Source organism: Rhodocyclus purpureus, assembly GCF_016653115.1.
Lineage (GTDB): Bacteria > Pseudomonadota > Gammaproteobacteria > Burkholderiales > Rhodocyclaceae > Rhodocyclus > Rhodocyclus purpureus.
Genome location: NZ_NHRX01000067.1, coordinates 11,279 through 29,086 on the forward strand (window position 1 = coordinate 11,279; position 17,808 = coordinate 29,086).

General features: G+C 61.2%; 21 protein-coding genes and 1 pseudogene. 4 read left to right on the forward strand and 18 right to left on the reverse strand.

Going from position 1 to position 17,808, the window contains the following annotated elements; genetic code table 11:
* Nucleotides 1-656 precede the first annotated feature (656 nt).
* Entirely contained in the window at nt 657-1,001 is a 345-nt protein-coding gene (locus CCR84_RS14915) for a hypothetical protein (protein WP_201213932.1), read from the forward strand.
* Between the two features lie 14 nt (nt 1,002-1,015).
* Here CCR84_RS14915 and gmd read toward each other — a convergent pair whose 3' ends face one another.
* The 18 genes and pseudogenes from gmd to CCR84_RS15000 form a co-directional block, all read right to left on the reverse strand.
* On the reverse strand, nt 1,016-2,122 hold the full coding sequence (gene gmd / locus CCR84_RS14920) for a GDP-mannose 4,6-dehydratase (RefSeq protein ID WP_207186303.1): 1,107 nt from the start codon (nt 2,120-2,122) through the stop codon (nt 1,016-1,018).
* Between the two features lie 89 nt (nt 2,123-2,211).
* Entirely contained in the window at nt 2,212-2,568 is a 357-nt protein-coding gene (locus CCR84_RS14925; protein WP_201213936.1) for a four helix bundle protein, read from the reverse strand.
* A gap of 148 nt (nt 2,569-2,716) precedes the next feature.
* Nucleotides 2,717-4,090, reverse strand: a complete 1,374-nt coding sequence (locus CCR84_RS14930; RefSeq protein WP_201213938.1) for an IS1182 family transposase — start codon at nt 4,088-4,090, stop codon at nt 2,717-2,719.
* A 47-nt stretch (nt 4,091-4,137) separates the two neighbouring features.
* Nucleotides 4,138-4,755: a hypothetical protein gene (locus CCR84_RS14935; RefSeq protein ID WP_201213940.1), complete on the reverse strand. Its 618-nt coding sequence runs from the start codon at nt 4,753-4,755 to the stop codon at nt 4,138-4,140.
* A gap of 8 nt (nt 4,756-4,763) precedes the next feature.
* Nucleotides 4,764-5,030 (reverse strand): ATP synthase F0 subunit C, encoded by a 267-nt coding sequence (gene atpE / locus CCR84_RS14940; protein WP_201213942.1) that lies wholly within the window; start codon nt 5,028-5,030, stop codon nt 4,764-4,766.
* A complete protein-coding gene (locus CCR84_RS14945; protein WP_201213944.1) occupies nt 5,027-5,737 on the reverse strand; it encodes a F0F1 ATP synthase subunit A in 711 nt (236 codons plus the stop codon). Before CCR84_RS14945 ends, atpE begins: the two co-directional genes overlap by 4 nt.
* A gap of 21 nt (nt 5,738-5,758) precedes the next feature.
* On the reverse strand, nt 5,759-6,031 hold the full coding sequence (locus tag CCR84_RS14950; protein WP_201213946.1) for an AtpZ/AtpI family protein: 273 nt from the start codon (nt 6,029-6,031) through the stop codon (nt 5,759-5,761).
* Nucleotides 6,028-6,429, reverse strand: a complete 402-nt coding sequence (locus CCR84_RS14955) for a F0F1 ATP synthase subunit delta/epsilon (RefSeq protein WP_201213948.1) — start codon at nt 6,427-6,429, stop codon at nt 6,028-6,030. The genes CCR84_RS14950 and CCR84_RS14955 overlap by 4 nt, the downstream gene beginning before the upstream one ends.
* Nucleotides 6,426-7,814, reverse strand: a complete 1,389-nt coding sequence (atpD, locus tag CCR84_RS14960; protein ID WP_201213950.1) for a F0F1 ATP synthase subunit beta — start codon at nt 7,812-7,814, stop codon at nt 6,426-6,428. Before atpD ends, CCR84_RS14955 begins: the two co-directional genes overlap by 4 nt.
* A gap of 34 nt (nt 7,815-7,848) precedes the next feature.
* A complete protein-coding gene (locus CCR84_RS14965; protein ID WP_242508763.1) occupies nt 7,849-8,382 on the reverse strand; it encodes a hypothetical protein in 534 nt (177 codons plus the stop codon).
* A gap of 32 nt (nt 8,383-8,414) precedes the next feature.
* On the reverse strand, nt 8,415-8,738 hold the full coding sequence (locus tag CCR84_RS14970; RefSeq protein ID WP_201213952.1) for a hypothetical protein: 324 nt from the start codon (nt 8,736-8,738) through the stop codon (nt 8,415-8,417).
* The gene (locus CCR84_RS16615; protein ID WP_242508764.1) at nt 8,735-9,601 is read right to left on the reverse strand and encodes a hypothetical protein; all 867 of its coding nucleotides are present in this window, start codon (nt 9,599-9,601) and stop codon (nt 8,735-8,737) included. Before CCR84_RS16615 ends, CCR84_RS14970 begins: the two co-directional genes overlap by 4 nt.
* Nucleotides 9,602-9,865: 264 nt before the next feature.
* A pseudogene (locus tag CCR84_RS16950) lies at nt 9,866-10,186 on the reverse strand (peptidoglycan-binding domain-containing protein); the annotation flags it as partial.
* A gap of 69 nt (nt 10,187-10,255) precedes the next feature.
* On the reverse strand, nt 10,256-10,441 hold the full coding sequence (locus CCR84_RS14980; RefSeq protein WP_201213956.1) for a maltose acetyltransferase domain-containing protein: 186 nt from the start codon (nt 10,439-10,441) through the stop codon (nt 10,256-10,258).
* A 139-nt stretch (nt 10,442-10,580) separates the two neighbouring features.
* Complete coding sequence (locus tag CCR84_RS14985; RefSeq protein WP_201213958.1) at nt 10,581-10,838, reverse strand: hypothetical protein; 258 nt, start codon at nt 10,836-10,838, stop codon at nt 10,581-10,583.
* A gap of 81 nt (nt 10,839-10,919) precedes the next feature.
* Entirely contained in the window at nt 10,920-11,378 is a 459-nt protein-coding gene (locus CCR84_RS14990) for a hypothetical protein (protein WP_201213960.1), read from the reverse strand.
* 7 nt (nt 11,379-11,385) lie between these two features.
* On the reverse strand, nt 11,386-11,793 hold the full coding sequence (locus CCR84_RS14995) for a transglycosylase SLT domain-containing protein (protein WP_201213962.1): 408 nt from the start codon (nt 11,791-11,793) through the stop codon (nt 11,386-11,388).
* A 218-nt stretch (nt 11,794-12,011) separates the two neighbouring features.
* Nucleotides 12,012-13,004, reverse strand: a complete 993-nt coding sequence (locus CCR84_RS15000; protein ID WP_201213964.1) for a pentapeptide repeat-containing protein — start codon at nt 13,002-13,004, stop codon at nt 12,012-12,014.
* A 369-nt stretch (nt 13,005-13,373) separates the two neighbouring features.
* On the opposite strand from CCR84_RS15000, the gene hsdR reads away from it, so the two are divergent.
* The 3 genes from hsdR (at nt 13,374) to CCR84_RS15015 (ending at nt 17,766) form a co-directional block, all read left to right on the forward strand.
* Nucleotides 13,374-16,763 carry a type I restriction-modification system endonuclease gene (hsdR, locus tag CCR84_RS15005; RefSeq protein ID WP_201213966.1) on the forward strand — a complete coding sequence of 1,130 codons (3,390 nt, stop codon included), beginning with the start codon at nt 13,374-13,376 and terminating at the stop codon, nt 16,761-16,763.
* Nucleotides 16,764-16,842: 79 nt separating this feature from the next.
* Entirely contained in the window at nt 16,843-17,127 is a 285-nt protein-coding gene (locus CCR84_RS15010; RefSeq protein WP_201213968.1) for a hypothetical protein, read from the forward strand.
* 27 nt (nt 17,128-17,154) lie between these two features.
* A complete protein-coding gene (locus CCR84_RS15015; RefSeq protein ID WP_201213969.1) occupies nt 17,155-17,766 on the forward strand; it encodes a hypothetical protein in 612 nt (203 codons plus the stop codon).
* Nucleotides 17,767-17,808: the final 42 nt, after the last annotated feature.

Genomic DNA, 17,808 nt, shown 5'->3' on the forward strand with positions numbered 1-17,808 from the left:
AGAAGAACGCGCTGGATTGCCACGGCGCTACGCGCCTCGCAATGACGGAATTGATGAAGGGGCCGAAGCAAAGGTCTTGGCGCGATCAGCAGCCCGTCATCGCGAGCCCGCAGGGCGTGGCGATCCAGTGCGTGGGGCTGATGTCGGATAGCGCGTGGAAGCCGGCAAGGGCGCTGAGTGAGAAGAACGCTCTGGATTGCCACGGCGCTACGCGCCTCGCGATGACGGAATTGATGAAGGGGCCGAAGCAAAGGTCTTGGCTCGATCAGCAGCCCGTCATCGCGAGCCCGTAGGGCGTGGCGATCCAGTGCGTAGGGCTGATGTTCGGTCGCACGAGGAAGCCGGCAAGGGCGCTGAGTGAGAAGAACGCTCTGGATTGCCACGGCGCTACGCGCCTCGCAATGACGGAATTGATGAAGGGGCCGAAGCAAGGGTCTTGGCGCGATCAGTAGCCCGTCATCGCGAGCCCGCAGGGCGTGGCGATCCAGTGCGTAGGGCTGATGTCGGATAGCGCGTGGAAGCCGGAAAGGGCACTGAGTGAGAAGAACGCGCTGGATTGCCACGGCGCTACGCGCCTCGCAATGACGGAATTGATGAAGGGGCCGAAGCAAAGGTCTTGGCGCGATCAGTAGCCCGTCATCGCGAGCCCGCAGGGCGTGGCGATCCAGTGCGTAGGGCTGATGTTGGGTCGTACGTGGATGCCGGCAAGAGCGCTGAGTGAGAAGAACGCGCTGGATTGCCACGGCGCTACGCGCCTCGCGATGACGAAATTGATGAAGGGGCCGAAGCAAAGGTCTTGGCTCGATCAGCAGCCCGTCATCGCGAGCCCGCAGGGCGTGGCGATCCAGGGCGTAGGGCTGATGTTGGGTCGCACGTGGAAACCGGCAAGGGCGTTGAGTGAGAAGAACGCGCTGGATTGCCACGGCGCTACGCGCCTCGCAATGACGGAATTGATGCGACTGAATGCGTTTCATGCGCTGGGGTGGCGGAACTCGCCATGACGGTCAGGGGCTCGTTATTCGACGCTGACGTTGACCTGGTAGCCGTTGGCTTTGAGCAGGGCGTGGCGCTTGGCTTCTTCGAGGTCGGACTGGACCATTTCGGCGCACATCTGCTGGACCGTGATTTCGGGGGTCCAGCCGAGTTTTTCCTTGGCTTTGGTGGGGTCGCCGAGGAGGGTCTCCACCTCCGTCGGGCGGAAATACCTCGGATCGATGCGGACGACCGGGGTGTTAGGGGTTAGGTGTGAGGTGTTAGGAGGGTTGGTCCAGTAGGCTTTTTCGTTGATTCCTTGGCCTTCCCAGCGGAGTTGCATGCCGAGGGCTTCGGCGGTCCAGTTGATGAACTGGCGGACGCTGTATTGCACGCCGGTGGCGATGACGAAGTCTTCGGGTTGGTCCTGCTGTAGCATCAGCCACTGCATGCGGACGTAGTCCTTGGCGTGGCCCCAGTCGCGCAGGGCGTCGAGGTTGCCCATGTACAGGCAGTCTTCCAGGCCTTGGCTGATGTTGGCCAGGCCGCGCGTGATCTTGCGCGTGACGAAGGTTTCGCCGCGGCGCGGGGATTCGTGGTTGAAGAGGATGCCGTTGCAGGCGTACATGCCGTAGGCCTCGCGGTAGTTGACCGTGATCCAGTAGGCGTAGAGCTTGGCGACCGCGTAGGGGCTGCGCGGGTAGAAGGGGGTGGTTTCCTTCTGCGGGATCTCTTGCACGAGGCCGTACAGTTCGCTGGTGCTGGCTTGGTAGAAGCGGGTCTTATTTTCGAGGCCGAGGATGCGGATGGCTTCGAGGATGCGCAGGGTGCCGATGGCGTCGACGTCGGCGGTGTATTCGGGACTCTCGAAGCTCACGGCCACGTGGCTTTGCGCGCCGAGGTTGTAGATCTCGTCGGGCTGGGTTTCCTGGATGATGCGGACGAGGTTGCTCGTATCCGACAGATCACCGTAGTGAAGTTTTAGGTGCGAGGTGTTAGGGGTTAGGACGTGGGGGTCCTGGTAGAGGTGGTCGATGCGTTGCGTATTGAAATTGCTGGCGCGGCGCTTGATGCCGTGGACGATGTAGCCCTTCTCCAGGAGGAATTCGGCAAGGTAGGAGCCGTCTTGGCCGGTGATGCCGGTGATCAAAGCAACCTTCGGTTGGTTTGAGGGGGTAGGGGTTAGGTGTGAGGGGTTAGGAGTCACTTGTTCGGGTGTTACGTGTCAGGTGGGAGGTGTTAGGAGGCGCTGGGTTTGGCTTTTATGGTTTTGCTAAGGTTGGTTAGCATGCCGAGGAGTTGGTAGGATCGTTGGATCCAGTCTTTGCCGGTTTCTTTGGGGATATAGCCGATGTCGATCCCGATCCAGGTCTGGGTGGCGAACTCGGCGGCGGAGCCTTTGGCGATTTCCAGAAAGCGGAGCTGTTCTCTTTTTGATTCTTTCTCCATCCCTTCGGCGATGTTGCTGGGAATGGACAGGGCGGCGCGGGTGATCTGGTCCTTGAAGCCGAAATCCCTGAGGTCGGCGAGCTGGCGGTACACATCCGCCGCCAATCGAGCACTGACCCTCCAAACCTCAAGCCTCTCGCACTTCATTCCTACCCCCTAGCACCTACCCCCTAGCACCTACCCCCTAGCAGCCTGTCGGACTTGAGTCCGTCGGCAGGTGGATTTGGGGCAATCTGCCTAAATTTTGTGCAGAAATAGAGGTTGTCAGGCGCATAACGAACATATCTAGGTCGTTTTATGCCATTTGGGGATGCTGCGGACGCAATGCGGCCATGCGTTTCAAATTCCACGCCAGACACACAAGACGCCATTCGCCCGCAACCAGATCCAGCCCGCGCAGCAGGAACTGACGGAAGCCGATCACTGACTTGATGATGCCGAACACAGGTTCAACGGTCTGCTTCCGGAGCGCGTAGGTGGCCCGTCCTTCTTTCGTCTTCAGGCGATGCTCCATGCGTGCCATAGGCTTGGCGTCAGCCGGCAACGGAGCTGGCTCGGTGAAACGCTCGCGCCAACCTGCATGGTGCGCGTCACGCCCGGTGGCGATCAGCGGCGTGATCCCCGCCACCTCACAAGCCACGACATTCTTTTCACTGCAAAAGCCGGTGTCGGCAAGCAGTTGATCTACCTGCCCCAAGGTATCGGGCAAAGCTTCCAGGTGGGCCAGCATCGGTTCCACCTGCTCTTTGTCGTTCGGTGCCTGCGTTACCGTCGGAACGACAACCAGCAGACTGTCGACGTCCACCGCAGCTTGAGCGTTGTACGCTTGCTCGAAGCCACCACCGGAAACCGGCATGATCCGCGACTCCTCATCCGTGAGATTGATCTGGTCCGTCGCTCGGGCACCGGGTTTCGGAGGCTCGGGCGCCTTGCCGCGCGGCTTCTTGCCCGTCTCCTTTGCCTTGGCTTCGCGTTGCGCTACTTTCTCCTCGTAGGCCGCCTGCTCACGCGCGAAGCGTTCCTTCGCCCGCGCCTCAATCTTCGCCTTGGCCGCAGCCATCGCCTTCAGCCGATCCTCACGACGCGCAATCTCCGCCGGAAGATTGACGCCGTCCGGAACGTCGGCCCGGTCAGCCTGCTCGGCCAACTTCAGCAGCTCCTGTACTTCAGCCTTGAGTTGCGCCTCTATCTTCTCGATGTGTCCATGAGACAGCGCGCTGTGGCGCGACGCGTTTGCATGCACCTTGGTGCCGTCCAGGCTCACCGTTCCCAGCTTCAGGAGCTTCATCTCCTTCGCCAGCTCCAGTACTTGCACGAAAAGGTCGGACAGTTCGCTCAAGAAACGGCGGCGGAACGTCGCCAGCGTATCGTGATCGGGGTGACTACCCGCAGCAATGAAGCGAAACGCCACCGAATCGTAGGTCGCTCGCTCGATCTTGCGGCTCGAAAAAACACCCGTGGCGTACCCATACACCAGCAGCGACAGCAGCAGCGCAGGATGGTAGGCCGCGCTTCCTTTGCCGGCATACAACTTCTCCAGCCGGCTCAGGTCCAGCCCTTCCACCGCTTCAACGATGAACCTCGCCAGATGATCTTTCGGCAGCCAATCTTCCATCGAAGGCGGCAGCAGAAACGTCGTTTTGCGGTCAATCGGGCGGAAGACACTCATGGCAACGAAATCCGTTCTCAATGCCCGTCATTATCTCATTGGAGCGCTTAAGTCCGACAGGCTGCTAGGCGGGCGTCGATCGCGCCAGACAGTAAGCGGCGCTGCTCGTCGTTCAGGACGTAGGCAGTGCGCAGAACGCCCTGACCGTTCCGGCCGGAGCGCACCGCGGCGAGGCTTTCCTCCGGCAACGCGGCGAGTTCCTCGACGAAGACCTCGAGCAGCCGCGCTTCCAGATCCGGCCCGGCGACCCTGGCGAGCAGGACGCTCGCGAAACGCCGGGCTTCGCTGCCGGCCTGGGTCGCCAGTTCGCGCCGCTGCGTCTCCCGCCGGTGCGCTTCGACAGCGGCGCTGCGTTCGCGCTCGCCGGCCAGTTCCCTGGCAAGCGCATCCATCTGGCGTCCGCGCTCGACCGCCAGTTCGGCCTCGAAGCGGGTACGCGCGCTCGCCTTTTCCTGTTCCCAGTCCGCCAGGCGACACTCGAACTGCTGCTTCATGCTCGCTGCCTGCGCTTCGGTCGCGCGTGCTTCGGCCAGCGTGCGTTCGATTCCGGAGCGGCGCTCGGCCAGCGTCTGCATCACCGGCCGGTAGAGAAAGCGCTTGAGTATCCAGAGCAGCGCCAGGAAATTGATGATTTCCAGCGCAAACGTGGTCCAGTTGATTTCCATGAAGCCGCCTATTTCAGGAAATATTCGAGCAGCGGATTGCGGAAGAGGATGACGAGGACGATCACCAGAACATAGATGGCCAGCGATTCGATCATCGCCAGACCGATGAACAGGGTGCGGCTGATCGACTTCTCCGCTTCCGGCTGGCGCGCCAGCGACTCCAGCGCCTGGCTGATGGCCCGCCCCATGGCGATCGCCGGAAAAATGATGCCGAGCGCGATGGCGAACGCCGCCGCTACCGTGGAGATGATGACAAACCAGTGAATGTCGCTCATGTCGGCTTTCCTTTCGTGTCGTCTGCGGGTGATGCTTCGGGAGCTTCCGCAACATCATGGGATTGCATGCCACCGGCGACGTAGATCAAGGCCAGCATGCCGAAGATGTAGGCCTGGACCAGCGCTTCGACGATGTGCAGCATCAGCACCGGCACCGGCACCAGCAGGCCCGCCACCAGCAGCACCAGCAGCGCGGCCATCTCCAGGCTCATGATGTTGCCGAAGAGGCGCATGGCCAGCGCCAGCGTGCGCGAGAGTTCGCCGAGCAGGTGAAACGGCAGCAGGATCGGGCTGGGCGTCAGGTAGTGGCGCAGGTAATTCGTGAGACCCGAAGTGCGGATTCCGTACCAATGCACCGACAGGAAGACGACGACGGCCAGCGCGGCGGTGGTCGACAGATCGCCAGTCGGCGAATGCAGTTCGGGCACCAGTCCGGTCAGGTTGGCCACGGCGACGAACAGCCAGAGGCTGCCGATGAAGGGCAGGAGCAGTTCGCCGCGTCCGGGCAGGACGCCTTCGATCGCGGCAACGATGGCCTGCACGACGCCTTCGAGCGCCGTCTGCACGAGGCCGGGCTCGTCCGGCGACAGTCGCCGCGTCGCCAGCCAGCAAGCGACGCCGACCACCAGCAACAGTCCCCAGGTCGTCACCACCGTGGCGGTGAGCTGCAGCCAGCCGAGTGTGAACACCACGTTTGTCGTATCCATCACAACTCCATCATCGCCCCATCACCAGTACTTGCGGACGAAGACAAAGACGTTCAGGACACCGATCGCCAGACCGAGGAGGATCAGGTTCATCGTCCAGGAAACGCCATAGCCCTCCGCCTGACTGTCTAGCCAATGTCCCAGGTAGGCGCCGGCCAGCAGGGGAACGACGAACAGCACCGACAGGCTGCCGAGGAATACGGTCTGGGCGAGCAGCGACCGCTTGTTGCGTTCCGCCTTCTGGAGGCGCTCGCTGTCCCGGCTCACGTCACGGCGCCACTTTTCGTCGCTCATTGCGGCCTCCGGTCGAGGCTGCGCAAGCGCCGGAACAACTCCTGTTCGAGCTTCTCCAGGTTGTCCTTGATGCTCTGCAGTGCGGCTTCCTCCTCGGCCAACTGCCCGCCGAGCAGGTCCGAGATGCGCCGGTAGTCCGTGTCGTACAGGTAGCGCCGCGTGCTGATCGTCAGCGCATTTCCGGCGAACGCGAGCACCGCACCTGGGCAGGCCAGGTAGAACCACTCTCCCGTGCCGGTACGAAAACGCGAGAGACCGTAGTCGAGGACGGTCATGAACGTGGTGCGTCCCGGCCGGATGCCGAAGCTGCCGCTGGCGTCGGTGCCGACGAAACTGACCACGTCGTCGATGCGCTCGCTGCGCACGGCGCTGTTCAGATGGAGGGTGATGCCGCTCATCGCACGCCCTCCATGGCACCGCGCATGTAGCAGCGTTCTTCGCTCAGATCGTCGTACTTGCCGGCGATGAAGTCCTCGCAATCGGCGAGCGTGGCCTCCAGCGGCACCGAGGCGCCGGCGATGCCGGTATGCTCGGCGACGACGAAGAACGGCTGCGTGAGGTAGCGCTGCAGCAGGCGCGCGCGCAGCACGGTGCGCCGGTCGGCTTCCGACAGCGCTTCCAGCCCGAGCATGGCGATGATGTCTTCGAGTTCGCGGTAGCGGGCAAGATGCTCGCGCACCGTCTGCGCGACCCGGTAGTGGCGCTCGCCCAGGGTGACGCGATCCATCATGCGGCTGCCCGACGCCAGCGGATCGACCGCCGGATAGATGCCCTTGGCTGCCTGATTGCGCGACAGGATGACATTGGTGTCGAGGTGGGCGAGCAGCGCGCCGACCGCCGGGTCGGTCATGTCGTCGGCCGGCACATAGACGGCTTCGACCGCGGTGATGCTGCCGCTCCTGGTCGACGAGATGCGCTCCTGCAGTTCGGCAACTTCCGAGAGCAGCGTCGGCTGGTAGCCCACCGTCGCCGGCATACGCCCGAGCAGGCCCGACAACTCGCTGCCGGCCTGGACGAAGCGGAAGGCGTTGTCCATCAGGAACAGCACTTCCTTGGCCACGTGGTCGCGCAGGTACTCGGCGTAGGTCAGCGCCGACAGGCCGATGCGGAAACGCACGCCCGGCGACTCGTCCATCTGGCCGAACACCATCAGCGTGCGTGGGATGACGCCGGCGTCCTGCATGTCGTGCCACAGCTCGTGGCCCTCACGGATGCGCTCGCCGACGCCGGCGAACACCGAGACCCCTCTGTGCAGGCGGACGATCGCGTTCATGAATTCCATGATCAGCACCGTCTTGCCGACACCGGCGCCGCCGAACAACCCGGTCTTGCCGCCGCGCACGAAGGGACAGAGGAGATCGATGACCTTGATTCCGGTCGGCAGGATTTCACCGATTCCGGCCGTTTCGGACAGCGGCGCCGGTGCAGCGACGATCGGGTGCGATTCGCTGGTATCGAGTTTCGGACCGCCGTCCAACGGGTCGCCGAAGATGTCGAGCAGGCGCCCGAGACAGTCGGGTGTGACCGGCACCTGCAAGGGCCCGCCACTATCGAACACCGGCATCAGGCGGCGCAGGCCGCCGGTGCGATGCAGGGCGATGGCACGGGCCCGCGACTCGTCGAGATGGCGATGCACCTCGAAGGTGTGGCGCTCGCCGTCGAGGCAGACATAGACCGCCTGATGCAGCGGCGGCAGGCGATCGCAGAGGATGTCGATGACCGGCCCATGCACCTCCTCGATCACGCCGAGCGGCGTCGAACCGGGCAGCGGGCAGGACGACATGGCCTGGCGAGCAGACGGGATCAGGACGCGTCGGTCATTCCCTGTTGTTTTCCTGCTCGGCCTCGAACAGCATCGTCGCCAGCGAGTTCAGTCCTTCCTTCTCGGCTGCCGCGGAAATCGCCTCTATGGGCGCGCCGGCGTCGATCAGCCTGGCTGCTTCACTGTCGGGCGGCAATTCAAGCCGGAAATCATGCAGACGCCTGACCAGCTCGGGGGCAACGTGCGCGTCCTCGTCGAGCGCGGCGTTGGCAGCGCCGCCCTCCTCACAGGCCTCGAACAGCGCCCCTGCCAGCGCATGCAGGCCTTCTGCGCTGGCGCAGGCCGCGATTTCTTCCGGCCCCGCGTTGCGGGCGATGGCGGCGGCGGTCTTGCTGTCGTTCGGCAAGGTGTCGCTGAAAGAGTGAAGGATCTGCTGGATGATGTCCATGGTCTTCTCCTGTCCTGGTTGAAATGACGAAGGCCTATTTTGATGATAGGCCGCCGGCAGGAAAAGGACTCGAGTTTTTTCGGGGACAGTATGGAGTATGCTGTCCCCGAGCGCCGGCACCTCGACCAGCGGTACGATCACCGGGGATCTCTCCCGATGGCGGATTTCCCGGATCAGAGCGCATCTATCAGCGGTTTCGCCATGCGTGCTCCCTCGGCTTCGATGGCGGACCTCAGCGCGTCAATACCCGGGTGAAGGTTAAGTCGGAAGTCTATAGCGTCGAGGTCCTTGGCACTCGGTACGATATCCAACAGCCGCATGGCCAAACGCATACCGTCTTCGCTCGCGCTCGCGTTCTGCAACCCGGTGAGACGACGACGGACGCCATCGGCAAATAGCGTGGCCTTTCGGTCTCCTCGCTCCTCAAGCCGTTCCAACATGGCGAGGAGTTGCTCCGCCTTGGCTTTCAATTCAACAATATCTTCACTGATGCTCATTTGATGAACCCCGTCGAGATTGGTGTGCTGGCTCGTGTGCTGCTCGGCGGAACCCAAATCTGGTTTCCGCCGCCGCTTAACATATTCACTCCATCGGAAGAAATCTGGGGGGCAGCTTCTCCAGACCAAGCCTTCATTCCGCCTTTCGGAACCTCATATTCGACAAAGGCGCCGTCTCCATTCCACTCGCCCTTTACTGCCGAGCCTGAACGCCACTGCGCTTCGGACATCGTCCTGGGATCCGTAGTTATCCAGTAGGATCCATTTGGATTGCTCTCGCCGTCTATGACTCGATAGATTTTTGATCCTTCAGCTAGCTCTATCGGTTCAGGAGCCTTCTTGAATGTTGCCGCATCCCGGGAAGGGATTTGGGGCCAACCCGCTTTCTCCGGTGGCGAGAGGGTGGCGCGCGCCTTGGCCGCATCCATTTCTTGAATCAATTGCTTGGTCGGGGGTTGCGCACCAGGTTCCGTGTCTGTTCCCTTTTTACCGAATTTCACAGGAGCCTTTGTCTGAAGTTTCTGTTGCGGCACTTCGGGCTGCGGCTCGGGGGGCGATTTCGGTTTTGATGGTTCTGGCTTTGTCCTTTGTTGTGCCTCAGCGACACGGCCATTCCAGGCACCCCTGGCGCTCTTGGCAACAGTGCCGACACCTTTGATGAAGGCGGCAATCCCGACGGCAAGGACGATGTGCGCCAGTTCGTCGGCGGCCTCGTTCAGGTCGTCCTCCGTCGCGGCCAGTGCCGCATTCTGTGAGGCACTGGCGAGCGAGATCGTCATATCAATGCCGAGGATGACTACCCCAAGAACCAATGTTGTGCCGCCGCTAAGCAGACAAAACCCAGCGATGATCGCCAGAGACAAAGCGAGGTTCTCAATCTGGGAAAGTGCCTTGAGCTCGTCTCGCGTTATGCCGGGTAGTCTCGAAGGAACCCTCTCAAGAACGGCGAGTAGCTTCTTTTCGAGAGGCCACTCCCAGATGCTATCAGAGGAGGCGGGGGGCCGCGTCGCTTCTAATGATTGCCTTGATGTCGACCTTGTCTGTGTCGGTGAAGTGCCCGCAGGCTGGAGAGCGGTAATGGGTGATTGAAGGACGGTGACCTTGTCGCCTCTCAGTAGCCGATACCATGTATCATTGCCTACAACCCCATCGGCAGCAATAGCAACACCTCTTTGGTATTGCTTGACTGCCTGCAGGGTGAGGGGCCCGAAGATTCCATCAATCGCAAGCTCGGGAGACGGGATCAACCGGATGTTGAGTTGGCGCTGGAGTTTCTGGACCTCTGCACCTCGGCTTCCCTGGCGTAGTGCTTGTAGCCTTGCTGCCACAGACCCGCGGCGTGCCGACTTGGGCGGGATCAACGGTAGCGATCGAGTACGAGGAGAAGCTTCGCGCGATGCAAGTTGGCTGCCGACGGGACCTGGCCACGGGGATAGCGCCCGGATCATGGTCCCGTCGTCCAAATTCTCGACCTCACCGGAAACTCCGATCGGGCCGTGTTCAACCGAGCCGGCCACCTACGAGTCTCCGATTTGGGCGTAAATCAGTACGAGTAGTGCGGCTGCCTGTGCATTAACCTCGGGCAGGGCGTTGAACTCGGTACAGAGCCTGCGGGCGCGCAGACGGTCAGCGACCAAGGCCGGATCCGCAGGATCATAGGCTTGACCGGCAATCATCTTGTCTCGTTCGGTCGGAGTGCTCATGGGAAAGTGAAATGATGCTGGCGATACGGATACCAGGGTCCATGGAACGTAGCGAAAATGCCGTTCGTGCGGCGGATGCTCAGGGGAGCCTACGGTATGGTGCCAGAAATCCTTGGTTTGTCGCTGGACTTTGGTGGACTTACGGTAATTTCAGTTTCTGATCGAGCTCTTCTTCCATGAGACTTGCGACTCGTCGGAACAATTCCTGGCAAGCAGCGTCTTCAGTCGAATGGATCGAGATATCTTTCTTCAAGCCTCGCTCGCTGTAATAAACAGACCATACGTCATCAATCATCTCGATCCCGTAGCATTCTCCGGAAGCCAAGCCACTGATAGTGTAGAAGTAATCTGGGACCCCCTGCTCGCGAAAAATGGTCACTAATTGACCAAAATTCATGTCTATGTTCACTTCGATTGTCGAGGCTGGTGCCTTCAAATAATATATTTGAAGGTCTGGAACGGGCAGGGGGAGGCGAATTTAATATCCATGACGTTCGATAAATTCTCTCTTGATTCTTTCCGGGAGAATTGAATAGTCTTCCTTTGTGCCGTACCAGCGGGTCGAAACTCGGGACTTTTCTCTCGAAAATAGGCCAACCCACAGTTGCGCTTCATTGGGGTCAATGACCACCATGGCCATGTCCGATGGACAGTTGTGCGGGCGACACTTGTGTACGACAATGAGTCCCTCTAGTTCTCTGACTGGTACTTCAGAAGTCAGCTGGGAAAAGTTGGAGGCTTCAGATTTCGGAAGGATATTATTTAGAGCTGCCTTAACCGCTGTTTGCGAAAGCAAACCGGACTTGGCGGTTCCAACAGATGTCGATGGATATTTCCCAACCCAATCAGTGGCAAAGCCCCAATCGTTATCGGGTGCTGCGGTGCATATGTGGCTGAAAAAGGTAATGAATAAAATAAAAGACCTGTATAGTTTCATGAAATCCTCACTTATGTATTTTATGCAGGGCGGTCATGGGGTGCGCGGAGTCGCTCCTGAGGCATGACTCGCATGCCTTGATGGACTTCGAGTATCCCTTTCCTGTGCCAAAACTTATATCGACTCCAGCCATACTGTTTTTGGCTATATCCAGATATAGTGTGCCACACTGGATGTTCTTGGCGGCGTCTGTCATTTCGTCGTGCTCAAAGTGGATTCCGGGTGGAGTGCACTTGTTGACCATATCAACAGCCCCCTTCGTCATTTGCATGAGTCCGGTTGCCGACGACGCCGTGTTTTTGACTAAGGGATCAAATCCTGACTCCTTCCATATCAAGCAAATTACGAACTCGTTGGAGAAATCGGTCGACTTGTTGTTCTCGCTGACGAGCTTCTTTATTTCGTCGTATGTCACTTTTTCCTCCGGGTGTTGGTTGATTCGCCAAGAATCTGGATGTCTCGCGATGTACTTCAGATTTGAGCTTGCCAAGGGCACCATGCTGCAACGTGTGGGTCACCCGCAATGAGAACCAGCCAGTCCGCTCGGTTACCCTTGCGTCGAGCGCCGGGACGTGAGGGTTGATGTCGAGGATTGGCGTCTGCTCCAGCATGTCCTTGCCCTCGAATCGGCTTCTATTTCTCGTAAATTGCCTTGAGCTTCTGCTTGCGACGTTCGAGGTAGCTCGTGGCGGGCGCGATCACCCTTTCCGGAAGTTGCTGAAGCAGCTCTTCAACAGCTGAAAATTCGACGGGCGGATAGAAAAAATGATCGAGCTCGGCGAAATCCTTGACCATCGAGTATGGGAGACAGCCCTTCTCCATGATGGTGACAAACGGGATCCGCAGTGCGGTGACCGTCGCCTGCAACTCCTGCGGCACGGAAGGTCCGCTCAGATCGACAACTACGAAGCTGCACAGTCCCGCCAGCGTGATGACCGTTTCGGTATAGGTTCGTTGCTGCGGGCGATCGAAATCAAAAACAATGGGCACGTATCCCAACTCACGTAGCCTGTCAGCGATGGCGCGAAGCACATCCAGTCCGCCACCGCCGAAGCGCCCCAGGATGAGTACGCCACGTTGCGTCGTCGTGTTGAATACCTCACGCAGCTTCTTGTGGGTGAGCAGCACGTAAATGAATTGTGCGACCTCGAGGTCGTCGGTGGTGATCCGCGGCTGATCCGGACGAGTCACCAGCATGTCGCGCTGTTCGGCGCCGTCGAGCTCGACTTCCCACGCGGAAATTCCATAAACGTGAGCGCCACTGAGATTGGCATTGCGCAGGTCGGTATTGACGAGTATGGCGCTCTTGAGGTCGGCATTGCGCAGGTTCGCGCCTTGCATCCTGGCTGCGCGCAAGTTGACGCCCGCCATTTCAGCGTCGACCAGGGAAGCGCCTTCGAGTCGGGCACCGCTCAGGTTGGCTTCCCGCAGCTTGCTGCGATCAAGGAGCACGCCCCGGAGATCTGCCCGCCGCAAGTAAGCGTCGTGAAGATCGTAGTCCGAGAGGTCAGAGCCCTCCAGTCGCGCGCTGCGCAGGAGAGGCACCGTGTCGGGATTGGACTTCCGCCAGGCATTCCAGACATCCCTGCCTTGTAGCAGCAATTCGAGATGTTCGTGATTGGGCATGATCGTGAATGGTCCGCTCCTGACGACCGGGATTTATCCCGCGCGCCGCGAGGGGGCCCTGTCGAGGTGAACCGACGCTCAGTCGGCAATACCGAAGATTGTAAGCGTTGACGATGCTTAGTGCATATAGGGGAAGCTTTTGACGTAGTCCACGAGGGCGGGGAGCGCCAACGTGCATCGGCGACAGCAGCTGCTCATCCCGACATGGAACCATGCGCCGGGGACACCCGCTCGCCGGTCGCCGTGTCGTGACGCTCGCATGCTTGTCGCGAAGCCCCCATCCGTTCGTCTTCCATGCAGCAAGCACAAGAAGTTATCCAGATGCGGTACCCTTGGGTTTTCGCTACTCACACGTAGTAGAAGCCCTCCGTGCCTGCCGCCAAGACGCTCCCGCAGACCAATTTTGCTCACCTCGAGCAGCATGACCCGCAGCTCCTGCGTCTGGGCATGCTGGCGGAGCGTTACTTCAGCGAAGACCCGAACACGACGTTGCTGAAGCTGCGTCAACTGGCCGAGGTTCTGGCGCAGCTGGTCGCTTCGCGCGCCGGCCTCGCCAACGTCCCCGAAGAGAACCAGTACGATCTCTTGCGCCGCCTGCAGGGCGAAGGGGTGCTGCCACGCGAGGTGGCCCAGCTTTTCGGCGAGATTCGCCGCACCGGCAACGAGGCCAACCACGCACTGAGCGGCGATCACCGCAGCGCCCTGGCCGCGCTCAAGATCTGCTGGCAGCTCGGCCTCTGGTTTCACCGTACCTTCCGCGATGCGGGCTTCAAGTCCGGCCCCTTCGTTCCACCGGTCGCGCAGAAGAGCGCAGACAGCGAGCTGCACGAAGAACTCGCCACACTCGCGCGCGAACTGGCCGACTATCGCAAGACCCACGCGCAGACCGCCGAGCGCCTCCAGTCGATGCAGGCCGAACTCGCTGCCGCCAGGGACGAGCAGGCCTTCTGGTCGCAGATGGCCTCCGAAGTCGAACAGGAGAAGATCACGCTGGCGCGGCGGCTCGCCGAACAGCAGGCAGCAGCGGCCGCCCAGCCGAAAGACTTCCGCGTCAGACTGGCGCAGGCCGCCTCAAGCGCCGCCGAGTCGCTGGTGCTCGACGAGTCCGCAACCCGCAAGATCATCGACGCGCAGCTGCGCGAAGCCGGCTGGGAAGCAGACAGCCAGAAGCTTCGCTATGGCAAGGGCACGCGTCCGCAGAAGGGGCGCAACCTGGCGATCGCCGAATGGCCGACCGACACCGGCCCGGCCGACTACGTCCTCTTCGCCGGGCTCACGCCGATCGCAACCGTCGAAGCCAAGCGCAGGAACACCAACGTGTCCGGCGCATTGCAACAGGCCAAGCGCTACAGCCGTGGCTTCATCCCGAGCGCCGAAACCGAGCTTCCCGCCGAGAACTGGGGCGCCGACGGCCTCTACCGGATCCCCTTTGCCTTCTCCACCAACGCTCGCCCCTACCTGCGCCAGCTCGCCACGCACTCGGGGATCTGGTTCTGCGATCTGCGCCGGCCGGACAATCTCGCGCACCCGCTCGACGGCTGGCGAACCCCCGCCGGTCTGGTCGCGCTGCTCAAGCACGACGAGGCAGCCGCGCACCGGCAACTCGCGGCGGCACCGTTCAAGTTCGGCTTCGACCTGCGTCCCTACCAGCAGCAGGCCATCGCCGCCACCGAAAAGGCCATTGCCGCCGGCCAGCGTGAAATCCTCGTCGCCATGGCCACCGGCACCGGCAAGACGAAGACCTGCATCGCGCTGATCTACCGCCTGCTCAAGGCTCGGCGCTTCAACCGCATCCTTTTCCTCGTCGACCGCTCGGCCCTCGGCGAGCAGGCGGCCAACGCGTTCAAGGACACGCGGATGGAGAACCTCAACACCTTCGCCGACATCTTCGGCATCAAGGAGCTTGAGGCGCAGTCGCCGGACAGCGACACCAAGGTGCACATCGCGACCGTGCAGGGCATGGTCAAGCGCATCCTGTTCGCGCCGGAAGGCGCGGCGCCGCCGGCGGTCGATGACTACGACTGCATCGTCGTCGACGAATGCCACCGCGGCTACCTGCTCGACCGCGAGCTGTCCGACACCGAACTGACTTTCCGCGGTTTCGACGACTACGTTTCAAAGTACCGCCGCGTTCTCGACTGGTTCGCCGCGGTGAAGATCGGGCTGACCGCGACGCCGGCACTGCACACCTCGCAGATCTTCGGCGCGCCGATCTTCAGCTACAGCTATCGCGAAGCCGTGATCGACGGCTACCTGGTCGATTACGAGCCGCCGATCCAGATCCTGACCGAACTGTCGCGCAGCGGCATCCAGTGGAAAGCCGGCGAGGCGATCAAGGTCTACGACCCGCGCAAGGGGGAACTTGATCTCTTCCAGGCGCCCGACGAGATCAAGCTCGCTGTCGAGGATTTCAACCGCAAGGTCATCACCGAATCGTTCAACCGGGTCGTCTGCGACTACCTCGCCAGCGAACTCGACCCCGAGGACGCGCGCAAGACGCTGATCTTCTGCGCCACCGACGCGCACGCCGACATGGTCGTCGATCTCCTGAAGCAGGCGTTTGCCGCGCGCTACGGCAGCGTCGATGACGACGCGGTGCTCAAGATCACCGGTGCCGCCGACAAGCCGCTCGAACTGATCCGCCGCTACAAGAACGAGCGCTTGCCCAACGTTGCGGTGACGGTCGATCTGCTCACCACCGGCATCGACGTGCCGCCGATCTGCAACCTCGTCTTCCTGCGCCGGGTGGCCAGCCGCATCCTTTTCGACCAGATGCTCGGTCGCGCCACGCGCCGCTGCGACGACCTCGACAAGGAGACTTTCCGGGTCTTCGACGCGGTCCGCATCTTCGAGGCGATCGACGGGCTGACCGCGATGCAGCCGGTCGTCGCCGACCCGAAGATCAGCTTCAGCCAGCTTGCCGGCGAACTCGCGAGCCTGCGCGACGAAGAGGCGCAGGCGCTCGTCCGCGACCAGTTCGTCGCCAAGCTGCAGCGCAAGAAGCGCCACCTCTCGGAAAAGGCCGCGCGCGACTTCGAGACGCTTGCCGGAATGAATCCGGACGACTTCATCCGCCAACTGCGCGCGATGAGCCTGCAGCAGGTGGGCGAGTGGTTCGCCAGACATCCCGGCCTCGGCGAGATCCTCGATCGCAGTGGCGACGGCCCGGTCGCGCCGATCTTCATCTCCGAACACGAGGACCAACTCGTCAGCGCCGAATCCGGCTTCGGCAAGGCGCAGAAACCCGCCGACTATCTCGACGCCTTCGCCGAATTCATCCGCAGCCACAGCAACGACATCCCGGCGCTCACCGTCGTCCTCACCCGCCCGCGCGATCTGACCCGCCGCCAGCTCAAGGAACTGATGCTTGAACTCGACCAGGCCGGCTTCAGCGAAACGGGCCTCGACGCCGCCTGGCGGCAGATGACCAACCACGACATCGCCGCGCGCATCGTCGGCTACATCCGCAAGGCGGCGATCGGCGACGCGCTCATGCCGTGGTCCGAGCGCGTGGACCGCGCTTTGCAGGGTATCCTTGCGTCCCGTTCGTGGACGGCCCCGCAGCGCGACTGGCTCAAGAAGATCGCCGCGCAGACCAAGGCCAACCTGCTGGTGGATCGCGACGCGCTGGATGACCCCAACCTGCTGTTCAAGCGTGAAGGCGGCGGCTTCCCGCGGCTCGACCGGATTTTCGACGGCCGGCTGCAGGACGTCCTCGACACCTTCAACGAATCGCTCTGGCAGCACGCTGCCGCCTGAGTAGACGACAAATCGCGGGATCGCAACGCGAAAGCAGTACTTGATTGGTACGAACTTCTTCGTATAATTGGAGGGTGCCATGGGGTTCAGCGATGCCAAGCGGAGAGTGCTGGAGGCTCTGGCTACTGGCGCCTACCAACACGAGGCAAGACGAGATATCGACGTCAAGAATCGGTTTCAAACCGGGGAAATTACTGCCGATCAGGTTGCGGCACTGATCAGGAAGTGCAACGGCAACGATCATAAGATGTCGCCCCATCACAGTTTGAAGAGCGTGGCCGTTCATGTGCTCACCAAAGATGGCTGGTATATCAAGTTCTATTTTCTTGAGCCTGACACCTGGTTCATCAGCGTCCACCCGTGAGCGTCGCGACCAGCAGAGGAGAATGAAGTGAAGCTCTATCAGGAAGGAGACAAGAGCAAGGCCATTTGCCAGACCTGCGCCGATCTCGTGGAAACGACATTTCTGCGCAGGGACGTACCATTTTCCGATGGCGTCGGACTGGCACGGGGCATTCTCGTCGCAGTCTGCGATAGGTGCCACGAAGTCGTGGGGATTCCTGCGCAATCGACTCCAGCGATAAGGGAAGCAAGAAAGCCTGCGTCGCATTCGATCGAAGCGAAACTTCCTTCCGTTTTCATCGACGCGCTCGATCTCGCGTGTTTCGAGTTGTCGCCCGAAGCATCGACGGAGTGGAGGAAGCGCCTTGTGACCTTCTACATCCACAAATACGCAAGTGGCGAGCTGACTTCCACAGAACTGAGCAGCCTACTCGGACGGGCTCAGGAAGCCTTCCCTCGTAGCCGCGGCTCATCGGTCAAGAGACTTTCATTGAAGGTATCGCCCCCGATGGCGGATGAAGTCTCGCAACTGCTGAAAGTGACGCGGCTCAGCCAGACGAACCTGCTGAAATCCATCGTTTACAAGATAAAGGAAGATGTGGTCGATCGAAAAAGCAAGGCCATCATTCCCGAACTGAAATCGCTGGTCTTCGGTTTTTGACGTGCAACTTCAGCCCGGAGCGGTTCTCGCCCGAGCGGCTGC